This is a genomic window from Synechococcus sp. YX-04-1 (genome assembly GCF_030546365.1).
Lineage (GTDB): Bacteria > Cyanobacteriota > Cyanobacteriia > PCC-6307 > Cyanobiaceae > Parasynechococcus.
This window is the reverse complement of sequence record NZ_JAUONZ010000003.1, coordinates 250,628-263,935: the sequence shown is the minus strand read 5'-3', so window position 1 is coordinate 263,935 and position 13,308 is coordinate 250,628. Positions and strand designations below refer to the sequence as shown.

15 protein-coding genes and 2 tRNA genes are annotated in these 13,308 nt (G+C 62.1%); 10 read left to right on the top strand and 7 right to left on the bottom strand.

All coding sequences use genetic code 11. The features are described 5' to 3' along the window. The first annotated feature begins 41 nt into the window (after positions 1–41). On the top strand, positions 42–1,193 hold the full coding sequence (gene mnmA / locus Q3Y53_RS07570) for a tRNA 2-thiouridine(34) synthase MnmA (RefSeq protein ID WP_303534729.1): 1,152 nt from the start codon (positions 42–44) through the stop codon (positions 1,191–1,193). Here the strand turns inward: mnmA and lnt are convergent. Next, entirely contained in the window at positions 1,145–2,560 is a 1,416-nt protein-coding gene (gene lnt / locus Q3Y53_RS07565; RefSeq protein ID WP_303534727.1) for an apolipoprotein N-acyltransferase, read from the bottom strand. The genes mnmA and lnt overlap by 49 nt on opposite strands. Positions 2,561–2,613: 53 nt before the next feature. Here lnt and Q3Y53_RS07560 point away from each other — a divergent pair, with 53 nt between their 5' ends. Genes Q3Y53_RS07560 through sodX form a run of 4 tightly spaced genes read left to right on the top strand, consistent with a single transcriptional unit; the run spans position 2,614 to position 4,493 of the window. Then, positions 2,614–2,943, top strand: a complete 330-nt coding sequence (locus tag Q3Y53_RS07560; RefSeq protein WP_226401159.1) for a phasin family protein — start codon at positions 2,614–2,616, stop codon at positions 2,941–2,943. Positions 2,944–2,994: 51 nt separating this feature from the next. Then, positions 2,995–3,594, top strand: coding sequence for an FKBP-type peptidyl-prolyl cis-trans isomerase (locus Q3Y53_RS07555; protein ID WP_303534724.1), 600 nt, complete (start codon positions 2,995–2,997; stop codon positions 3,592–3,594). A 42-nt stretch (positions 3,595–3,636) separates the two neighbouring features. Continuing rightward, entirely contained in the window at positions 3,637–4,110 is a 474-nt protein-coding gene (sodN, locus tag Q3Y53_RS07550; protein WP_303534722.1) for a superoxide dismutase, Ni, read from the top strand. After that, positions 4,104–4,493, top strand: coding sequence for a nickel-type superoxide dismutase maturation protease (sodX, locus tag Q3Y53_RS07545; protein WP_368506439.1), 390 nt, complete (start codon positions 4,104–4,106; stop codon positions 4,491–4,493). The genes sodN and sodX overlap by 7 nt, the downstream gene beginning before the upstream one ends. Here sodX and Q3Y53_RS07540 read toward each other — a convergent pair. The 6 genes from Q3Y53_RS07540 to Q3Y53_RS07515 all read right to left on the bottom strand — a co-directional run bounded on the left by Q3Y53_RS07540 (position 4,476) and on the right by Q3Y53_RS07515 (position 8,788). Next, positions 4,476–5,144: a hydantoin utilization protein A gene (locus tag Q3Y53_RS07540; RefSeq protein ID WP_303534720.1), complete on the bottom strand. Its 669-nt coding sequence runs from the start codon at positions 5,142–5,144 to the stop codon at positions 4,476–4,478. The two genes, sodX and Q3Y53_RS07540, sit on opposite strands and share 18 nt — an antisense overlap. 53 nt (positions 5,145–5,197) lie before the next feature. Continuing rightward, positions 5,198–6,085 carry an indole-3-glycerol phosphate synthase TrpC gene (trpC, locus tag Q3Y53_RS07535; RefSeq protein WP_226425611.1) on the bottom strand — a complete coding sequence of 296 codons (888 nt, stop codon included), beginning with the start codon at positions 6,083–6,085 and terminating at the stop codon, positions 5,198–5,200. Positions 6,086–6,124: 39 nt separating this feature from the next. Next, complete coding sequence (gene lpdA / locus Q3Y53_RS07530) at positions 6,125–7,567, bottom strand: dihydrolipoyl dehydrogenase (RefSeq protein ID WP_303534718.1); 1,443 nt, start codon at positions 7,565–7,567, stop codon at positions 6,125–6,127. Then, positions 7,564–8,361, bottom strand: coding sequence for an RNA methyltransferase (locus tag Q3Y53_RS07525; protein ID WP_303534716.1), 798 nt, complete (start codon positions 8,359–8,361; stop codon positions 7,564–7,566). The genes lpdA and Q3Y53_RS07525 overlap by 4 nt, the downstream gene beginning before the upstream one ends. Positions 8,362–8,423: 62 nt before the next feature. After that, entirely contained in the window at positions 8,424–8,672 is a 249-nt protein-coding gene (locus Q3Y53_RS07520) for a hypothetical protein (RefSeq protein WP_303534714.1), read from the bottom strand. Between the two features lie 32 nt (positions 8,673–8,704). Next, a tRNA-Leu gene (locus Q3Y53_RS07515) sits at positions 8,705–8,788 on the bottom strand. Between the two features lie 149 nt (positions 8,789–8,937). Between Q3Y53_RS07515 and murA the strand changes: the two genes are divergently transcribed. The 5 genes from murA to Q3Y53_RS07490 all read left to right on the top strand — a co-directional run bounded on the left by murA (position 8,938) and on the right by Q3Y53_RS07490 (position 13,307). Beyond that, positions 8,938–10,239 (top strand): UDP-N-acetylglucosamine 1-carboxyvinyltransferase, encoded by a 1,302-nt coding sequence (gene murA, locus Q3Y53_RS07510; RefSeq protein ID WP_303534713.1) that lies wholly within the window; start codon positions 8,938–8,940, stop codon positions 10,237–10,239. A 33-nt stretch (positions 10,240–10,272) separates the two neighbouring features. Beyond that, positions 10,273–10,355, top strand: a tRNA-Leu gene (locus Q3Y53_RS07505). Positions 10,356–10,368: 13 nt separating this feature from the next. Further along, complete coding sequence (locus Q3Y53_RS07500; protein WP_303534711.1) at positions 10,369–11,550, top strand: aspartate aminotransferase family protein; 1,182 nt, start codon at positions 10,369–10,371, stop codon at positions 11,548–11,550. Continuing rightward, complete coding sequence (locus tag Q3Y53_RS07495; protein WP_368506437.1) at positions 11,551–12,765, top strand: folylpolyglutamate synthase/dihydrofolate synthase family protein; 1,215 nt, start codon at positions 11,551–11,553, stop codon at positions 12,763–12,765. Positions 12,766–12,833: 68 nt separating this feature from the next. Beyond that, entirely contained in the window at positions 12,834–13,307 is a 474-nt protein-coding gene (locus Q3Y53_RS07490; RefSeq protein WP_226425623.1) for a pentapeptide repeat-containing protein, read from the top strand. Position 13,308: the final 1 nt, after the last annotated feature.

Below are 13,308 nucleotides of genomic sequence, written 5' to 3'. Positions count from 1 at the left end.
TTGCCGGGACCTCACTATGGAGAGAACTCCCTGCGCCGCCCATGGCCATCGGATCCACCACAACCCGCGCTGGAGAGGCTGCTCTTGAGCGCCTCCGGCAATGGCCTGGGGACCATCGCGTGGCCGTTGGTCTCTCTGGAGGCGTTGACAGTTCCCTCACTGCTGCGCTGCTGGTGGAGGCGGGCTGGCAGGTGGAAGGCCTGACGCTCTGGCTGATGAGCGGGAAAGGGGCCTGTTGCGCCGAGGGGCTGGTGGATGCGGCCGGCATCTGTGAACAGCTGGGCATTCCCCACCATGTGGTGGACACGCGGGAGACGTTCCAACAGGAGATCGTTCAACGGCTGGTGGATGGCTATCGCGATGGGATCACGCCATTGCCCTGCTCCCAGTGCAATCGATCGGTGAAATTTGGACCGATGCTCGATTGGGCTCTACAGGAGCGCAAGCTGCCCCGCATCGCCACCGGCCACTACGCCCGAATCCGCCATGGCGGCGATCAAGGGCGACATCAGCTTTTGCGGGGCCTCGATACCCGCAAGGACCAGAGCTATTTCCTCTATGACCTGCCCCAAGAGGTCTTGGGGCGCATCGTTTTCCCCTTAGGGGAACTGACCAAATCCGACACGCGGCTCGAAGCCGCTCGACACGGTCTGCGCACCGCAGAAAAACCAGAGAGCCAGGATCTTTGCCTGGCAGACCACCACGGATCAATGCGGGCGTTCCTGGATGCCTATCTGCCACCGCGGCAGGGGGAAATCGTGCTGGCGGACGGGACCGTTGTGGGCGAGCACGATGGCATCGAACACTTCACCATCGGTCAACGCAAAGGTCTCGGGGTGGCCTGGCGCGAGCCCCTTCACGTCATCCGCCTTGACGCTGCGATGAATCGAGTGGTCGTCGCACCCCGGGCCGAAGCCGGGCGAGACGGCTGCGTGGTGGGCGCGGTGAACTGGGTCTCGATTGACCCGATCGAGGCGCCGCAAACCGTTGAGGTGCAGGTGCGCTATCGGAGTTCGCCGGTGCTTGCGCAGCTTTCACCCCTCCCAGCAACCGAGGCAGATCAGCAGCGAGAGCGGCCCCACCGCTGCCGTCTCAGCTTTGAAGAGGAGCAGTTCTCGATCACGCCAGGGCAGGCGGCTGTCTTCTACGACGGTGAAACTGTTCTGGGTGGGGGACTAATCCAACGCGAATAGGGCGTGACGCGCTGGCGCACCTGAACGACGGCCTCGGCGACGCCCCGAGCCTCAGGCGGAAGCAGCCACTGCACCGACCCATTGGCCGAAATCAGCGCCGTGGGGCCCGTGTTGCCAACGCTGAGCAGATCCCGTCCTGTCTCGATCGCCCGTAACTGCGCCAGAGCCAGAAACTGCTTTTGCAGCTGCAGCGGATAGGGGTCGAGATTGGCAATGGCAAGGAGCCAGGTCGCACCATCGGCAGCAGCGCGCGCCAGAGCCAGACCATCGGCGATCTCGTAACAGATCGCCACAGCCGCTGGGGGTTCAACCACCGCCATCGTTCTCGAGGCCGGACCGGGAGACAATCCACCCACCGCAGACAGACCCGCCGTCAGCCCGGCAGGAAGGGGCGGGATCCATTCCCCGATCGGAACCAAACGGTGCTTATCAGCTAAGGGAACAGGAGAACGGGCCGGCGGCTCGTACAGCAACAAAGAACTGCGTTGCTGACCCCGCACCCAACGAAATCCGCCACTGATCAAGGGAATGGCTGGAGCATCGGCCGGCAGCTGAAAACGCGCCGGCAGCGCTCCTTCCGGAGCCACCACAGCAGCTGGATTGTTGGGCTCCAGCTGACGCATCGCATCCACCAGAGCTTCTGGAAGCGCCTGTTGACGCTCCAGATCGAATTTTTCTCGTGTGGGAACGGCGGGTTGCCAGACCCCCAGAGCAACGGAGCCGACCGGCGGCGGCGGCGCCAACAACAGCCAGCTCCCTAAGCCATGGGCCAGAAGCACAGTGGCCAATCCGAGCAAGCCCCAACGACGCCAGGCAGCTGGTTGCTCGAACAGGGCCAGCAGGCAACAGCCCCAGCACAACTGCAGCAACGTCAGCCCTCCGGAGCCGAACCAGCGGGCCAACCCCGCCAAGGGGCGGTCCCAGGGCAGGGTGGTGCCGCCGACGCCGATCCAAAACAGCGGCGACCCTGACAGCACCAGTTCAGCCAGGGCCCAAAGCCCGGCCAACAGCATCAGCCGCACAAGACGCGGCCAGCGGCGAGGCAGCCGCCGCGCCAGCACAGACCATCCAGCCAAGAGAAGAGCGGCAAGGCTCCCGCAGGCCAGCCAGAGGCCCAGCGCCACCGGCAGGCTGAGCCAGGCGGGAACACCCATCCAGGTGAGTGGATGCAGGGCTAGCAACCAACGGTGGCTGACCAAAACAGCCAGCAGTCCCCAGCCCGCCGACCAGCGTGGACGCTCAGCCACAGACCAGAGCAGCGCCAGGGCGGGGACCATCAGCAATGGCCCGCCAAGAGATGGAGCCATGCCTGCCAAGACGCCGCCCAGCAGCGCCCGCGATCCGGCCTGCAGTTGGTGATTGCCCATGGTCAGCAGTCCCGGCCGAAGGCATCCTGGATCGGACCCGCCCACCTGTCGCCATGGATGCCGCGAATCCTCTTCAGCAACTGCTGCTCCGCGGCCTGGGGACAACCACCCTCGTTGCGGACCGTCTGCGCGGCGTTACCCAGAACTGGGTGAGCAGTGGACGGCTGGATCCGAATGAAGCGTCCGCTCTGGTGGACGACGTGCTGAAAGCCCTCCGCGGTGAAACCCCCGAACTGGAACAGCAAATGGGGCGCAACCTGGAACGCAACCGCGACAACCTGCTCCAGGACTTTGGCGTTCCCAGCCAGAAGGAAGTTGATGAGCTGCGGGGCCGGATTGATCGCCTAGAGCAACAGCTGCGGCAGATGAACCGGCCTGAATGAACGCCGACGCCGCTGACCGGAGGTCAGAATCGACGCAATAGAAGCCTTTCCGTGCGCGACATCATCATCAGCACAACGGTCTGCGTGGCCTGCCTGCTCCTGGCCCTGGTGAGCCAGATCGTTGCCCCCTCCACCGTTTCCGCAGCCCCGGCGCAGCCGGCTGCAATTCGCACCGAGGCTTCGAAACCACAAAAAGCGTTGAGCTTCGAACTCGACCCTGACGACCCCAACCCAACTCTTTTCGCCATGGCCAACGATTCCGCTCCCGCCGACGCCTCAGCCCTCGGCGGCCCCCTCGATGCCCCTGACACCACCATCACCGCCAGTGGTCTGAAAATCATCGAGGTGGAGTTGGGCAACGGCGAAGAGGCCACTCCCGGCCAAACGGTTGTGGTGCACTACCGCGGCACCCTGGAAGACGGACTGCAGTTCGATGCCAGCTACGACCGGGGAACCCCCTTCAGCTTCCCCCTCGGCGCTGGCCGGGTGATCAAGGGTTGGGATGAAGGCGTTGCCGGAATGAAAGTGGGCGGCAAGCGCAAGCTGGTGATCCCCTCCGACCTGGCCTACGGAGCCCGGGGCGCCGGTGGCGTGATTCCCCCCAACGCAACCTTGATCTTCGAGGTGGAACTGCTCGACGTGAAGAAGTGAGCGGAAGCTAGGCTCATCCAAAGCCAATTCCGCTCTAAACCGATGCTGCGCTCGGCCCTTTCCGCCCTTGCATGTGCCCTTCCTGCTCCCGTGGCAGAAGCCCATTGCGACGGTCCTTGTGGCGTGTACGACCCGGCTTCCGCTCGTGTGGCAGCCGAAGCCGTGCTGTCGATGACCAAAAAGCTGAAGGCGATGGAAGCTCCCGTCGCTGGTGACGCGGCTGCTCTGGCTGCTTACAACAACACCTTCGGTCGCTACATCGCCATCAAGGAAGAGGAAGCACAGAAGACCAAGAAAGAGCTGTTGATCCTCTGGACCGACTATTTCAAGCCCGATCACCTGGCCACCTTCCCTGACCTGCACGACACCTTCTGGAAAGCAGCCAAGCTCTGCAGCGCCTGCAAGGTGAACATCGATCAGGCCAAGGCAGAAGAACTGATGGCTGCCGTTGAAAAAATCCACGGCATGTTCTGGCAGTCCAAGGGCCGTTCCGACGCCTGGGTCACCGCATCCTGAGTTCGAACAGAACCAATCCCCCCATCGCAGCAGCAGGTCTTCGCGACCTGCTGCTGCTTTTTTGTGGGCGACTGCTTCTGCTGCGGATCGAAGGACGATCGATGCAACCCACCCTTGAACCTGGAGACCGGGTTCTGGTCAGACGGCTGGGACGGAAGCTCTCTCCCAGCCTGGGATCCGTGGTCGTGACCTGGCATCCACAGCGAAGCAAGCTCCGCCTGATCAAGCGTCTGAAGAGCGTTGAGGAAACCGGGCTTTGGTTGCTGGGAGACAACCCCACCGAAAGCACCGACAGCCGCCAACTCGGAGCTGTGCCAACAAACCTGTTGATCGGCGAAGTGGTAGGCCGGCTCCCGCGCGGGGAATCAGAACAGGGCCGGTGAGGTCTTCTGCAGCCAGATGGCCCCGGTGATGATCGAGAGAGCGCCCGTACCGCCCACGATGAAGGGCATCAGCCGGGCACCACTACGGAGGGTGAGGAACGACACCACCGACACCACGGCCACCATGGCGCCGATGGATCCAAGCAGGTAAGCAACCAGATAGCCCACAGCGGCGTGGGGCGGCAGAGCCAAAGCAGGAATCACCGCGAGCAGGTGGCTGGCCCCCGCCAGGCCATGCAGGAGACCCAGACCGGAGGAGGCATGGACGTGGCGACGGTGATTGCTGGCACCGTGCACATGCAGGTGAAGATGACGATGCTCGGCGGCACCGTCGTGGCGGTGCTCATGGGTGTGCAGTTCCAGCCCGAAGGCCGTGCGCACGGCCAGGGCACCCACCACCAAAAGGGCCACGCCCACGAGGAATTCCGCCCAGGACGACATGGCCTCCACATGGGCCAGGTCTTTCAGACCAATGGCGATCAACGCCAAAACCACAACTCCTGTGGAGTGACCGGCACCCCAAGCCAAGGCGTGACGACAGGCAGCCCATGGCTTGTTCAGAGAGAAGGGCGCCATCGCCACCAAGTGATCAGCACCACCGACCACATGAACGGCCCCGGCTACAACACCGGTCAAAAGGGTAATCAGCACAAAGAACCGCCTGAATGTCGCAATTCTGCATCAGCAGTGAAATAGCAATGGCCTTAGACGGCCTGGATCAACTGCACCAGACCAGCTTCAACATCCGGCTGCCGCATCAGGGCTTCTCCCACCAGCACAGCCCCCGCACCGGCGGCTTGCACCCGATCGAGATCGGCCCGGCTGAACAGGCCCGATTCACTCACAAGCAGCGCCCCCAGTTGCTTCAACCGGTCGTTGAAATCGATCATCAGACGCTCGGTCGTGGCCAGATCCGTCTCGAAGCTGGCGAGATCACGGTTGTTGATCCCGATCAAGGGGAAGCCGCCAATGCTGAGCACACGGTCCATCTCGGTGGCGTCGTGGACCTCCACCAACACCGTGAGGCCCAGTGCCGCCGCAGCCTTGTTGAGATAACGAAGATCCTGGTCCGACAGGATGGCAGCGATCAGCAGCACCGCATCAGCGCCGGCCGCCCGGGCCTGAAACAGCTGATAAGGACTCAGCACAAACTCCTTGCAGAGAAGAGGCAGGTCGACGGCCTGACGCACTTCCACCAGGACATCAAAACCGCCCTGGAAAAACGTCTTGTCGGTAAGCACCGAGAGGCAGCTTGCACCGCCAGCGGCGTAGGCCTTGGCAATCGCCGCCGCGTCGAAATCCTCGCGGATCACCCCTTTGCTGGGGCTCGCTTTTTTCACTTCAGCAATCACCGCTGGTTTCGTTGCGGCCGCCTGAAGTGCCCCCAGGAAATCCTTTGTGGGGGGAAGCTTGGCAATCTGCTGCTTCAGGTTGTCGAGGGGAACCTTGTCGCGAGCAATATCGATCTCACGGTCTTTTGCCCAGACAATTTTCTCGAGAATGTGACGCGGTTCTTCGTCGTCATGGGGCACCGCATATTCGAGATGGGCCACCCGCACCTTGGGGTTGGGGGGACGACGGCGGATCTCCATGGAACAGGGAAAAAGCTGGAACGAAAAAGCTGGGCGTGATCAGGCTGCCACCTGGGCGGCAGCCTGCTTGTAAGCGACCTCCACCACCTCGCTGAGGGTCGGGTGGGTGTGCACTTCGGTGGCGAGCTGACGCACGCTCTGACGACGGGCAACGGCATTGGCCACCTCCTGGATCAGGTCGGCGGCGTGAAGTCCGTAAATGTGGGCCCCCAGCACTTCACCACTGGTTTTGTTGAACAGCAGCTTCATCAGACCGTCGCTGTCCAGCTCTGCCAAAGCTTTGGAATTGGCCTTGAAGTAGCTGCGAACGGAACCGAGCTGGAAGCCATCCTTCTCTGCCAAAGCTCTGGCATCCGCCTCGGTCAGGCCAACAGAGCTGATCTCGGGATGGGTGAAGGTAGCTGCCGGAATGCTGCGGTAATCGATCTCGCGCGCATGACCAAGGATGTTGTCCACGGCAACGGTGCCCTGGGCCGCTGCCGTGTGGGCCAGCATCAGCTTGCCTGTCACATCTCCGACGGCCCAGAGATGGGGAACAGGCTGGTCGTTAACCAAGACCCGCATCGCGTCGTCGATCGGGACGAAGCCACGGTTCGTCTCCACATTCAGCGACTCCAAGTTGAGATCCTTGCTGCTGGGAACACGCCCTGTCGCCACCAGAACGGCATCAACCTCAAGGGTCTCCACCAGTTCACGGCTGTTGAAATCAGCCAGCTCGATCTGCACCGGACAGCCCGGTGTGACCTTGCGGGCCAGCAGACCGGAACGCGCATCGATATCGCGACCATCAATCAGATGACGCCCAGCGATCTTCGCGATGTCGGGATCAAAGGTGGGCATCACCTTGTCCATGGCCTCGATCATCGTCACTTCGCAACCGAGGGCGGTGTACACATCAGCGAATTCAAGGCCGATGTAACCGCTGCCGATAATGGCGATCCAGCGGGGCAGCCATTCCAGGTTGATGGCCTCATCACTGGTGAACACCGTGCGGCCATCGGTTTCGATGCCTGGCGGCACAAAAGGATCAGACCCCGTGGCGATGATCACGTCTTTGGCGGTCAGCACCCTGTCCACCCCGCTGGGCTCCCGCAGCCCCACCTTCTGGCTCCCCTCCAGACGGCCGTGCCCCCGAAGGATCGTCACCCCTGCCCTTTCCAGGGTTTTGGTGAGGTTGGTGCGGATGGTCTGAACGAGCTGATTGGCGTGATCAGCGATTTTCTGCCGTTCGAACCGCACAGGAGCAGCGTGAATTCCGAAGCTCGACAGGTGCTTGTCGTCCGCGAGTTCCCGCACTTTTCCGCTGGCGGCCAGCAGCGCCTTGGAGGGAACACAGCCCCGGTTCACACAGGTGCCACCCATGTCGCGAGATTCAACGATCGCCGTCTTCAGGCCGTGCTCGGCGGCATGTTTGGCAGCGTCGAAGCCGCCGTAGCCGGCTCCAATAACGATGACGTCGAAGTCGAAGCTGGCGTCGCTCACCCGAACTGCTGCGATGTGGCGGTCATTGTCGCCCTTCGCCGCTCCAGAAGGAGAGGAACAGCGGCAGACGCCACATTCAGGGATTCCACCCGTGCGCTGTGGGGGAGCGTGACGGCATGGGTACAGCAGGCCTGCAGATCCGGATGCAGACCTGCTCCCTCGGTTCCCAGCACCAGCGCCGTCGGCAGCGTCCAGTCGAGATCCCAGTAAGGCAAGGGAGGATCAGCCTTGTTCGAATCGGGCACCAGGGTGGCCACCACCTGCACACCCAAGGCCACCAGTTGCGTCAGTTCCTGCTGAAGCTGTGAAATCGCAACCGCTTCGCTCGGGCCAAAGCGTTGATGCGGCAGTTGAAGCAGAGCACCGGCAGAGGCCCGCAACACCTTCGTGCCGAGGGGATCAACGCCAGCCCCCATCCAGACCGCGTTGATGTCAGCAGCCAGGGCCGTGCGCAGCAAAGTGCCCAGATTCCCTGGATCCTGAATCCGATCCAGAACCAGGAGGAAGTCCTGCTCTGGAGGGACGGTGGGCAGTCGATCCAGGGGGCTCAGGCAGGCAACACCATCGGGTGTGACCGTTGTGAGAGCAGCCCGCAACACCTCATCAGTGACGATCCGCCATCGCGCTTGTGGACAACGTTCAGCCAGGGCCGGATGACATTGCAACCAGGCTTCAGTCGCGATGATTTCCTCGGGTGCGTTGCCCTGCCTGAGAACTTCCTGCAACAGGTGGGTGCCCTCGAGAAGCAACAGTCCCTCGGCCTGTCGCCCCGCACGGGTGGCCAGAGTTCGCAACCGTTTGACCAGGGGATTGCGTCGGCTGCTGATCAGGGGAGAGGAGGAGTCCAGAGAATGACTCAGAACTCTGCGTGTTTGCGCACGTTGAGGCCTTTGTGAACGCTCAGATTTTCGCCATCGAGCTCGAGGCCATTGATGGCTGCGATTTCACCTTTAATTCCCTCCGCCGCAAGATTCTCAATCAACTTTTTGATCACCTGATCCTCAACGGTTGTGTGATCTATGGAGTTAGGGGTGAGGAGCTCAAGGAACTTGCCAACCTTGGAAGCAACCACTTCCGATGCATTGGAGATCTTGAGAACGATCATGATTGTCGGGCGTTGCTATCCGACAAAGTTAGTGCGGATGGGGAGACTTGAACTCCCACGATGTTGCCACCACTAGTACCTGAAACTAGCGCGTCTACCAATTCCGCCACATCCGCTGGCGTGTCGTGTTCGACCGAAAGAACATAGGGCATCACCGATTCGTGACTGCCCCAGCCCCGTAACAAACTGTCCAGTTTGAACGCCGGCCGTCTAGACGGTCTCAAAGAACGTTGCCAAGATCCCGATATAGGGGATCAGCTCATCGATGAAGGCCGTTGCAGAAGTGTCTCAAGAGGGTCTCAAGCAACGCCTCAATGTCAGCGGCGGCCAGGCACTGAAGGGAACGCTTCGCGTCAGCGGTGCCAAAAACTCTGCTCTGGTACTGATGACAGCCAGCCTCCTCAGCGAGGAGACCATTGAGCTGACCAATATTCCCTCCCTCACAGACATCGATGGCATGAGCGCCATCCTTGAATCTCTGGGGGTTCAGGTGAACCGAAGGGCGGACCGCATTCGCCTCACCGCCGCCAAGCTCAGCGGCTCTGCTCCTCCCTACGAACTGGTCAACAGCCTTCGCGCCAGTTTCTTCAGCATTGGCCCCCTGCTTGGACGCTTGGGACACGCACGGGTCCCCCTGCCTGGGGGTTGCCGCATCGGGGCACGTCCCGTCGTCGAGCACATCCGCGGTCTGAAAGCCCTTGGTGCCGTCGTCCACGTTGAGCACGGGATTGTCACGGCGTCAGTCCCGGGCATCAAAAAACGCCTGACAGGGGCTCAGATCGTGCTCGACTGCCCCAGCGTTGGCGCCACCGAAACCCTACTGATGGCAGCGGTTCTAGCCGATGGGGTCTCCACCATTGAAAATGCTGCTCAGGAACCTGAAGTGCAGGACCTGGCCAACCTGCTCAACAGCATGGGAGCCCAGGTCAGCGGCGCTGGCGGCCCGGTGATCACCGTTAAGGGAGTGGAGCGGCTCCATGGTTGCAACAACTATCCGGTGATCCCGGATCGCATCGAAGCCGGAACTTTCCTGATGGCGGCGGCAATCACGCGCTCACCACTGGTGGTGGAGCCCGTCATTCCCGAGCACCTCAGCGCGGTAATCCAAAAACTTCGGGATTGCGGCTGCTCCATCGACATCAAGGGGAGGGCCGTGACGATCACCCCGGGAGAGATCACGGCGGTGGACATCACCACTCAGCCATTTCCTGGGTTTCCAACCGATCTTCAGGCACCGTTCATGGCCCTGATGTGCACCGCGAAGGGCACCAGTGTGATCAGCGAAAAGATCTACGAAAACCGGCTGCAGCATGTGGCCGAACTGCAACGCATGGGGGCATCCATTCGTCTCAAGGGCAGCACAGCCATTGTTGAAGGCGTGGCTCAGCTGAGCGCGGCTCCCGTCACCGGCACCGACCTCCGTGCAGCGGCTGCCATGGTTCTGGCTGGTCTCTCCGCCAAAGGAATCACCGAAGTGGCTGGTCTGAAGCACCTTGATCGGGGCTACGACGACCTCGAAGCCAAGCTCAGCGCTGCCGGCGCTGAGGTGAAGCGCAACATCCACTGAAGCGGGGCCCTTCAATCAATACAATTCCCGTGCGGGAGCCTGGCGGAATTGGTAGACGCAGCTGACTCAAAATCAGCCGGCCACTGGTCTTGGGGGTTCAAGTCCCCCGGCTCCCATCCATCCGCTGTGATGAACACCTACGGCCGTTTCCCTTTGGCTCTGGCCAAAGGGAAAGGCTGCTGGGTCAAGGACACCGAAGGGCGGCGCTACCTGGATGCAGTCGCTGGCATCGCCACTTGCACCCTGGGCCACAGCGACAGAGCCATGCAGCGGGCTCTGCGCAGGCAGCTGGGACGCCTCCAGCACGTTTCGAACCTCTATCAGATTCCAGAACAGGAAGAGTTGGCCAGCTGGTTGGTGCACAACAGCTGTGCTGACAGCGTCTTCTTCTGCAATTCCGGAGCCGAAGCCAATGAAGCCGCGATCAAGCTGGCCCGGAAACACGGACATCAACGGCGCGGCATCGAACAGCCCGTGATCCTCACGGCAGCAGCCAGCTTTCATGGCCGCACGCTCGCGGCGGTCACCGCCACCGGTCAACCCAAGTACCACAAGGGTTTTGAGCCCATGGTGAACGGGTTTGATTACTTCCCTTACAACGATCTAAAGGCTCTCGAAGCCCTGATCAACCGCTACGAACAGGCCGGTCCCTCGATCGCAGCTGTTCTGGTTGAACCCCTGCAAGGTGAGGGTGGCGTCAACCCTGGAGACCGCGTTTTCTTCTCACGCCTGCGCGAGATCTGCACAGAGAACAACATCCTGCTGATCCTTGATGAAGTGCAGGTGGGCATGGGACGGAGTGGCCGCCTGTGGGGCTATGAGCAGCTGGGCATCAGCCCTGACGCCTTCACCCTGGCCAAGGGCCTGGGTGGTGGCCATGCCATTGGTGCCTTGCTGGTGAACGCATCCGCGGATGTGTTTGAACCCGGCGACCATGCCAGCACCTTCGGCGGCAATCCATTCGCCTGCCGGGCGGGTTTGACGGTGGCCACCGAAATCGAACGACGAGGACTGCTAACCAACGTCACTGCCCGCGGCGAACAACTGCGCGATGGGCTCCAAGAGCTGGTGAACTGCTTCCCCGAGCACCTGCAAGGCGTGCGGGGCTGGGGCCTGCTCCAAGGCATCGTGATCCGGGAGGGCAGCAGTTGGAAGGCCCCTGCGCTGGCAAAAGCCGCCATCGACCACGGCCTGCTGCTGGTGGCGGCCGGCCCCTCGGTGCTGCGCATGGTGCCCCCACTGACCATCAACAAGCGCGAGGTGCGCGAACTGCTGCGCCGCCTGGCGGCAACCCTCTCCAGCGTCAGCTGAGTGGACGATCTGTCTGATCTGATCCCACGCTTCGATCTGCGTGGCATGGATCTGCAGTTGGATCGCATGCATGCGGCACTGCACGAGCTCGACCATCCCTGTCGGACGATCCCCGCGATTCAGGTGCTGGGCACCAATGGCAAGGGTTCCATCGTCAGCTTTGTGGAATCAGCCCTTTGTGCAGCCGGCCTCCGCTGCGGGGTCACAACCTCCCCCCATCTGGTGAGCTGGTGCGAACGCATCCGGATCAAGGGAAAGCCCATTGCCGCTGAAACGCTGCGCACCCAGTTGCAGGCGCTCCAGCCCCTGAACGAACGGCATCGGCTCACCCCATTTGAACTGCTCGTGACCTCAGCCTTCTTGGAGTTCCAACGGCACGCCTGCGACCTGCTGGTGCTGGAAGTGGGGCTGGGAGGGAGGCTTGATGCAACCACGGCCCACCCATGCCGCCCTGTGGTGGCTGTCGCCAGCATTGGCCTGGACCACTGCGAGCACCTGGGCAACAGCCTCACCGCTATCGCAACCGAAAAAGCGGCAGCGATCCCGCCGCAGGCCACCGTGATCAGTTGCGTCCAAGCCCCTGAAGTGCAGGACGTCCTGGAGACAACCTGCCGGACCCAGCAGGCCAAGCTCCACTGGGTGAAGCCCCTGGATTCAACCTGGCAACTGGGCTTGTCCGGCACCATTCAGCGGAGCAACGCCGCTGTGGCCCTGGGTGCCTTGCGAGCCCTCTCGGGCTTGGGCTGGACCTTGCCTGAAGCCGTAATCCAGGAGGGCTTTGCCACAGCCCACTGGCCCGGTCGCCTGCAAACCGTGCATTGGGGGGACCAAAAGCTTCGCCTGGATGGAGCCCACAATCCACCGGCAGCGGTGCAGCTGGCCGAAGAACGCAGCCAGTGGATCGATGCCTCCAATGGCGTGGTGTGGATCCTGGCAATCCAGGCCCATAAGGACGCTGTCGCCATGCTCCAGACGCTGCTGCAGCCGCAGGACCAGGCTTGGATCATTCCTGTGCCGAGCCACAAGAGCTGGAGCCGGTCGGCCCTCCTCCAGGAACTGCCTCAGCTCGAGCACCAGCTGCAGGAGGCCGACGGCCTTGAAACCGTGCTGAACCACCTCAGCAGCAACGAATGGCCGACACCTGTACCGATTGTTGCCGGATCGCTGTATCTGATCGGTGACCTGTTCGCTCGTGGCGTTGTAACGGCAGAGTGACCACAGCTTGCGCGTGGACTGTGCTGCGAATCTCCAGGTTGCTGGGCCTTCTCCTGCCCCTTCTGCTCATGGCAACGCCTGCCCAGGCCCTTGATACCTCAGCTGGGGTGGGGCTGCAGGACCGGGCCCTGTTCCAGGAAAAAGTGGATTACACGCTCACCAACCAGAGCAACGGTGACTTCGAGGGGCAGAACCTGGCCAACACATCCTTTGCCGGAGCTGTGGGCCGCGGAGCGAATTTCCGGGGCGCCAACCTGCATGGCGCGATCCTCACCCAAGGGGCCTTCGCCGAGGCTGATTTCCAAGGCGCTGACCTCTCCGATGCCCTGATGGATCGCGCTGACTTTGTCGCCACCGATCTACGCAATGCCGTCCTAACCGGGATCATTGCTTCGGGCAGCAGCTTCAGCAACGCTCAGATCGAGGGGGCTGACTTCACTGACGCCCTGCTCGATCGTGATGATCAACGCCGTCTATGCGGCGAGGCCGATGGCATCAACCCCAGCACGGGAGTCGCCACCTTCGACAGTCTTGGCTGCTGAT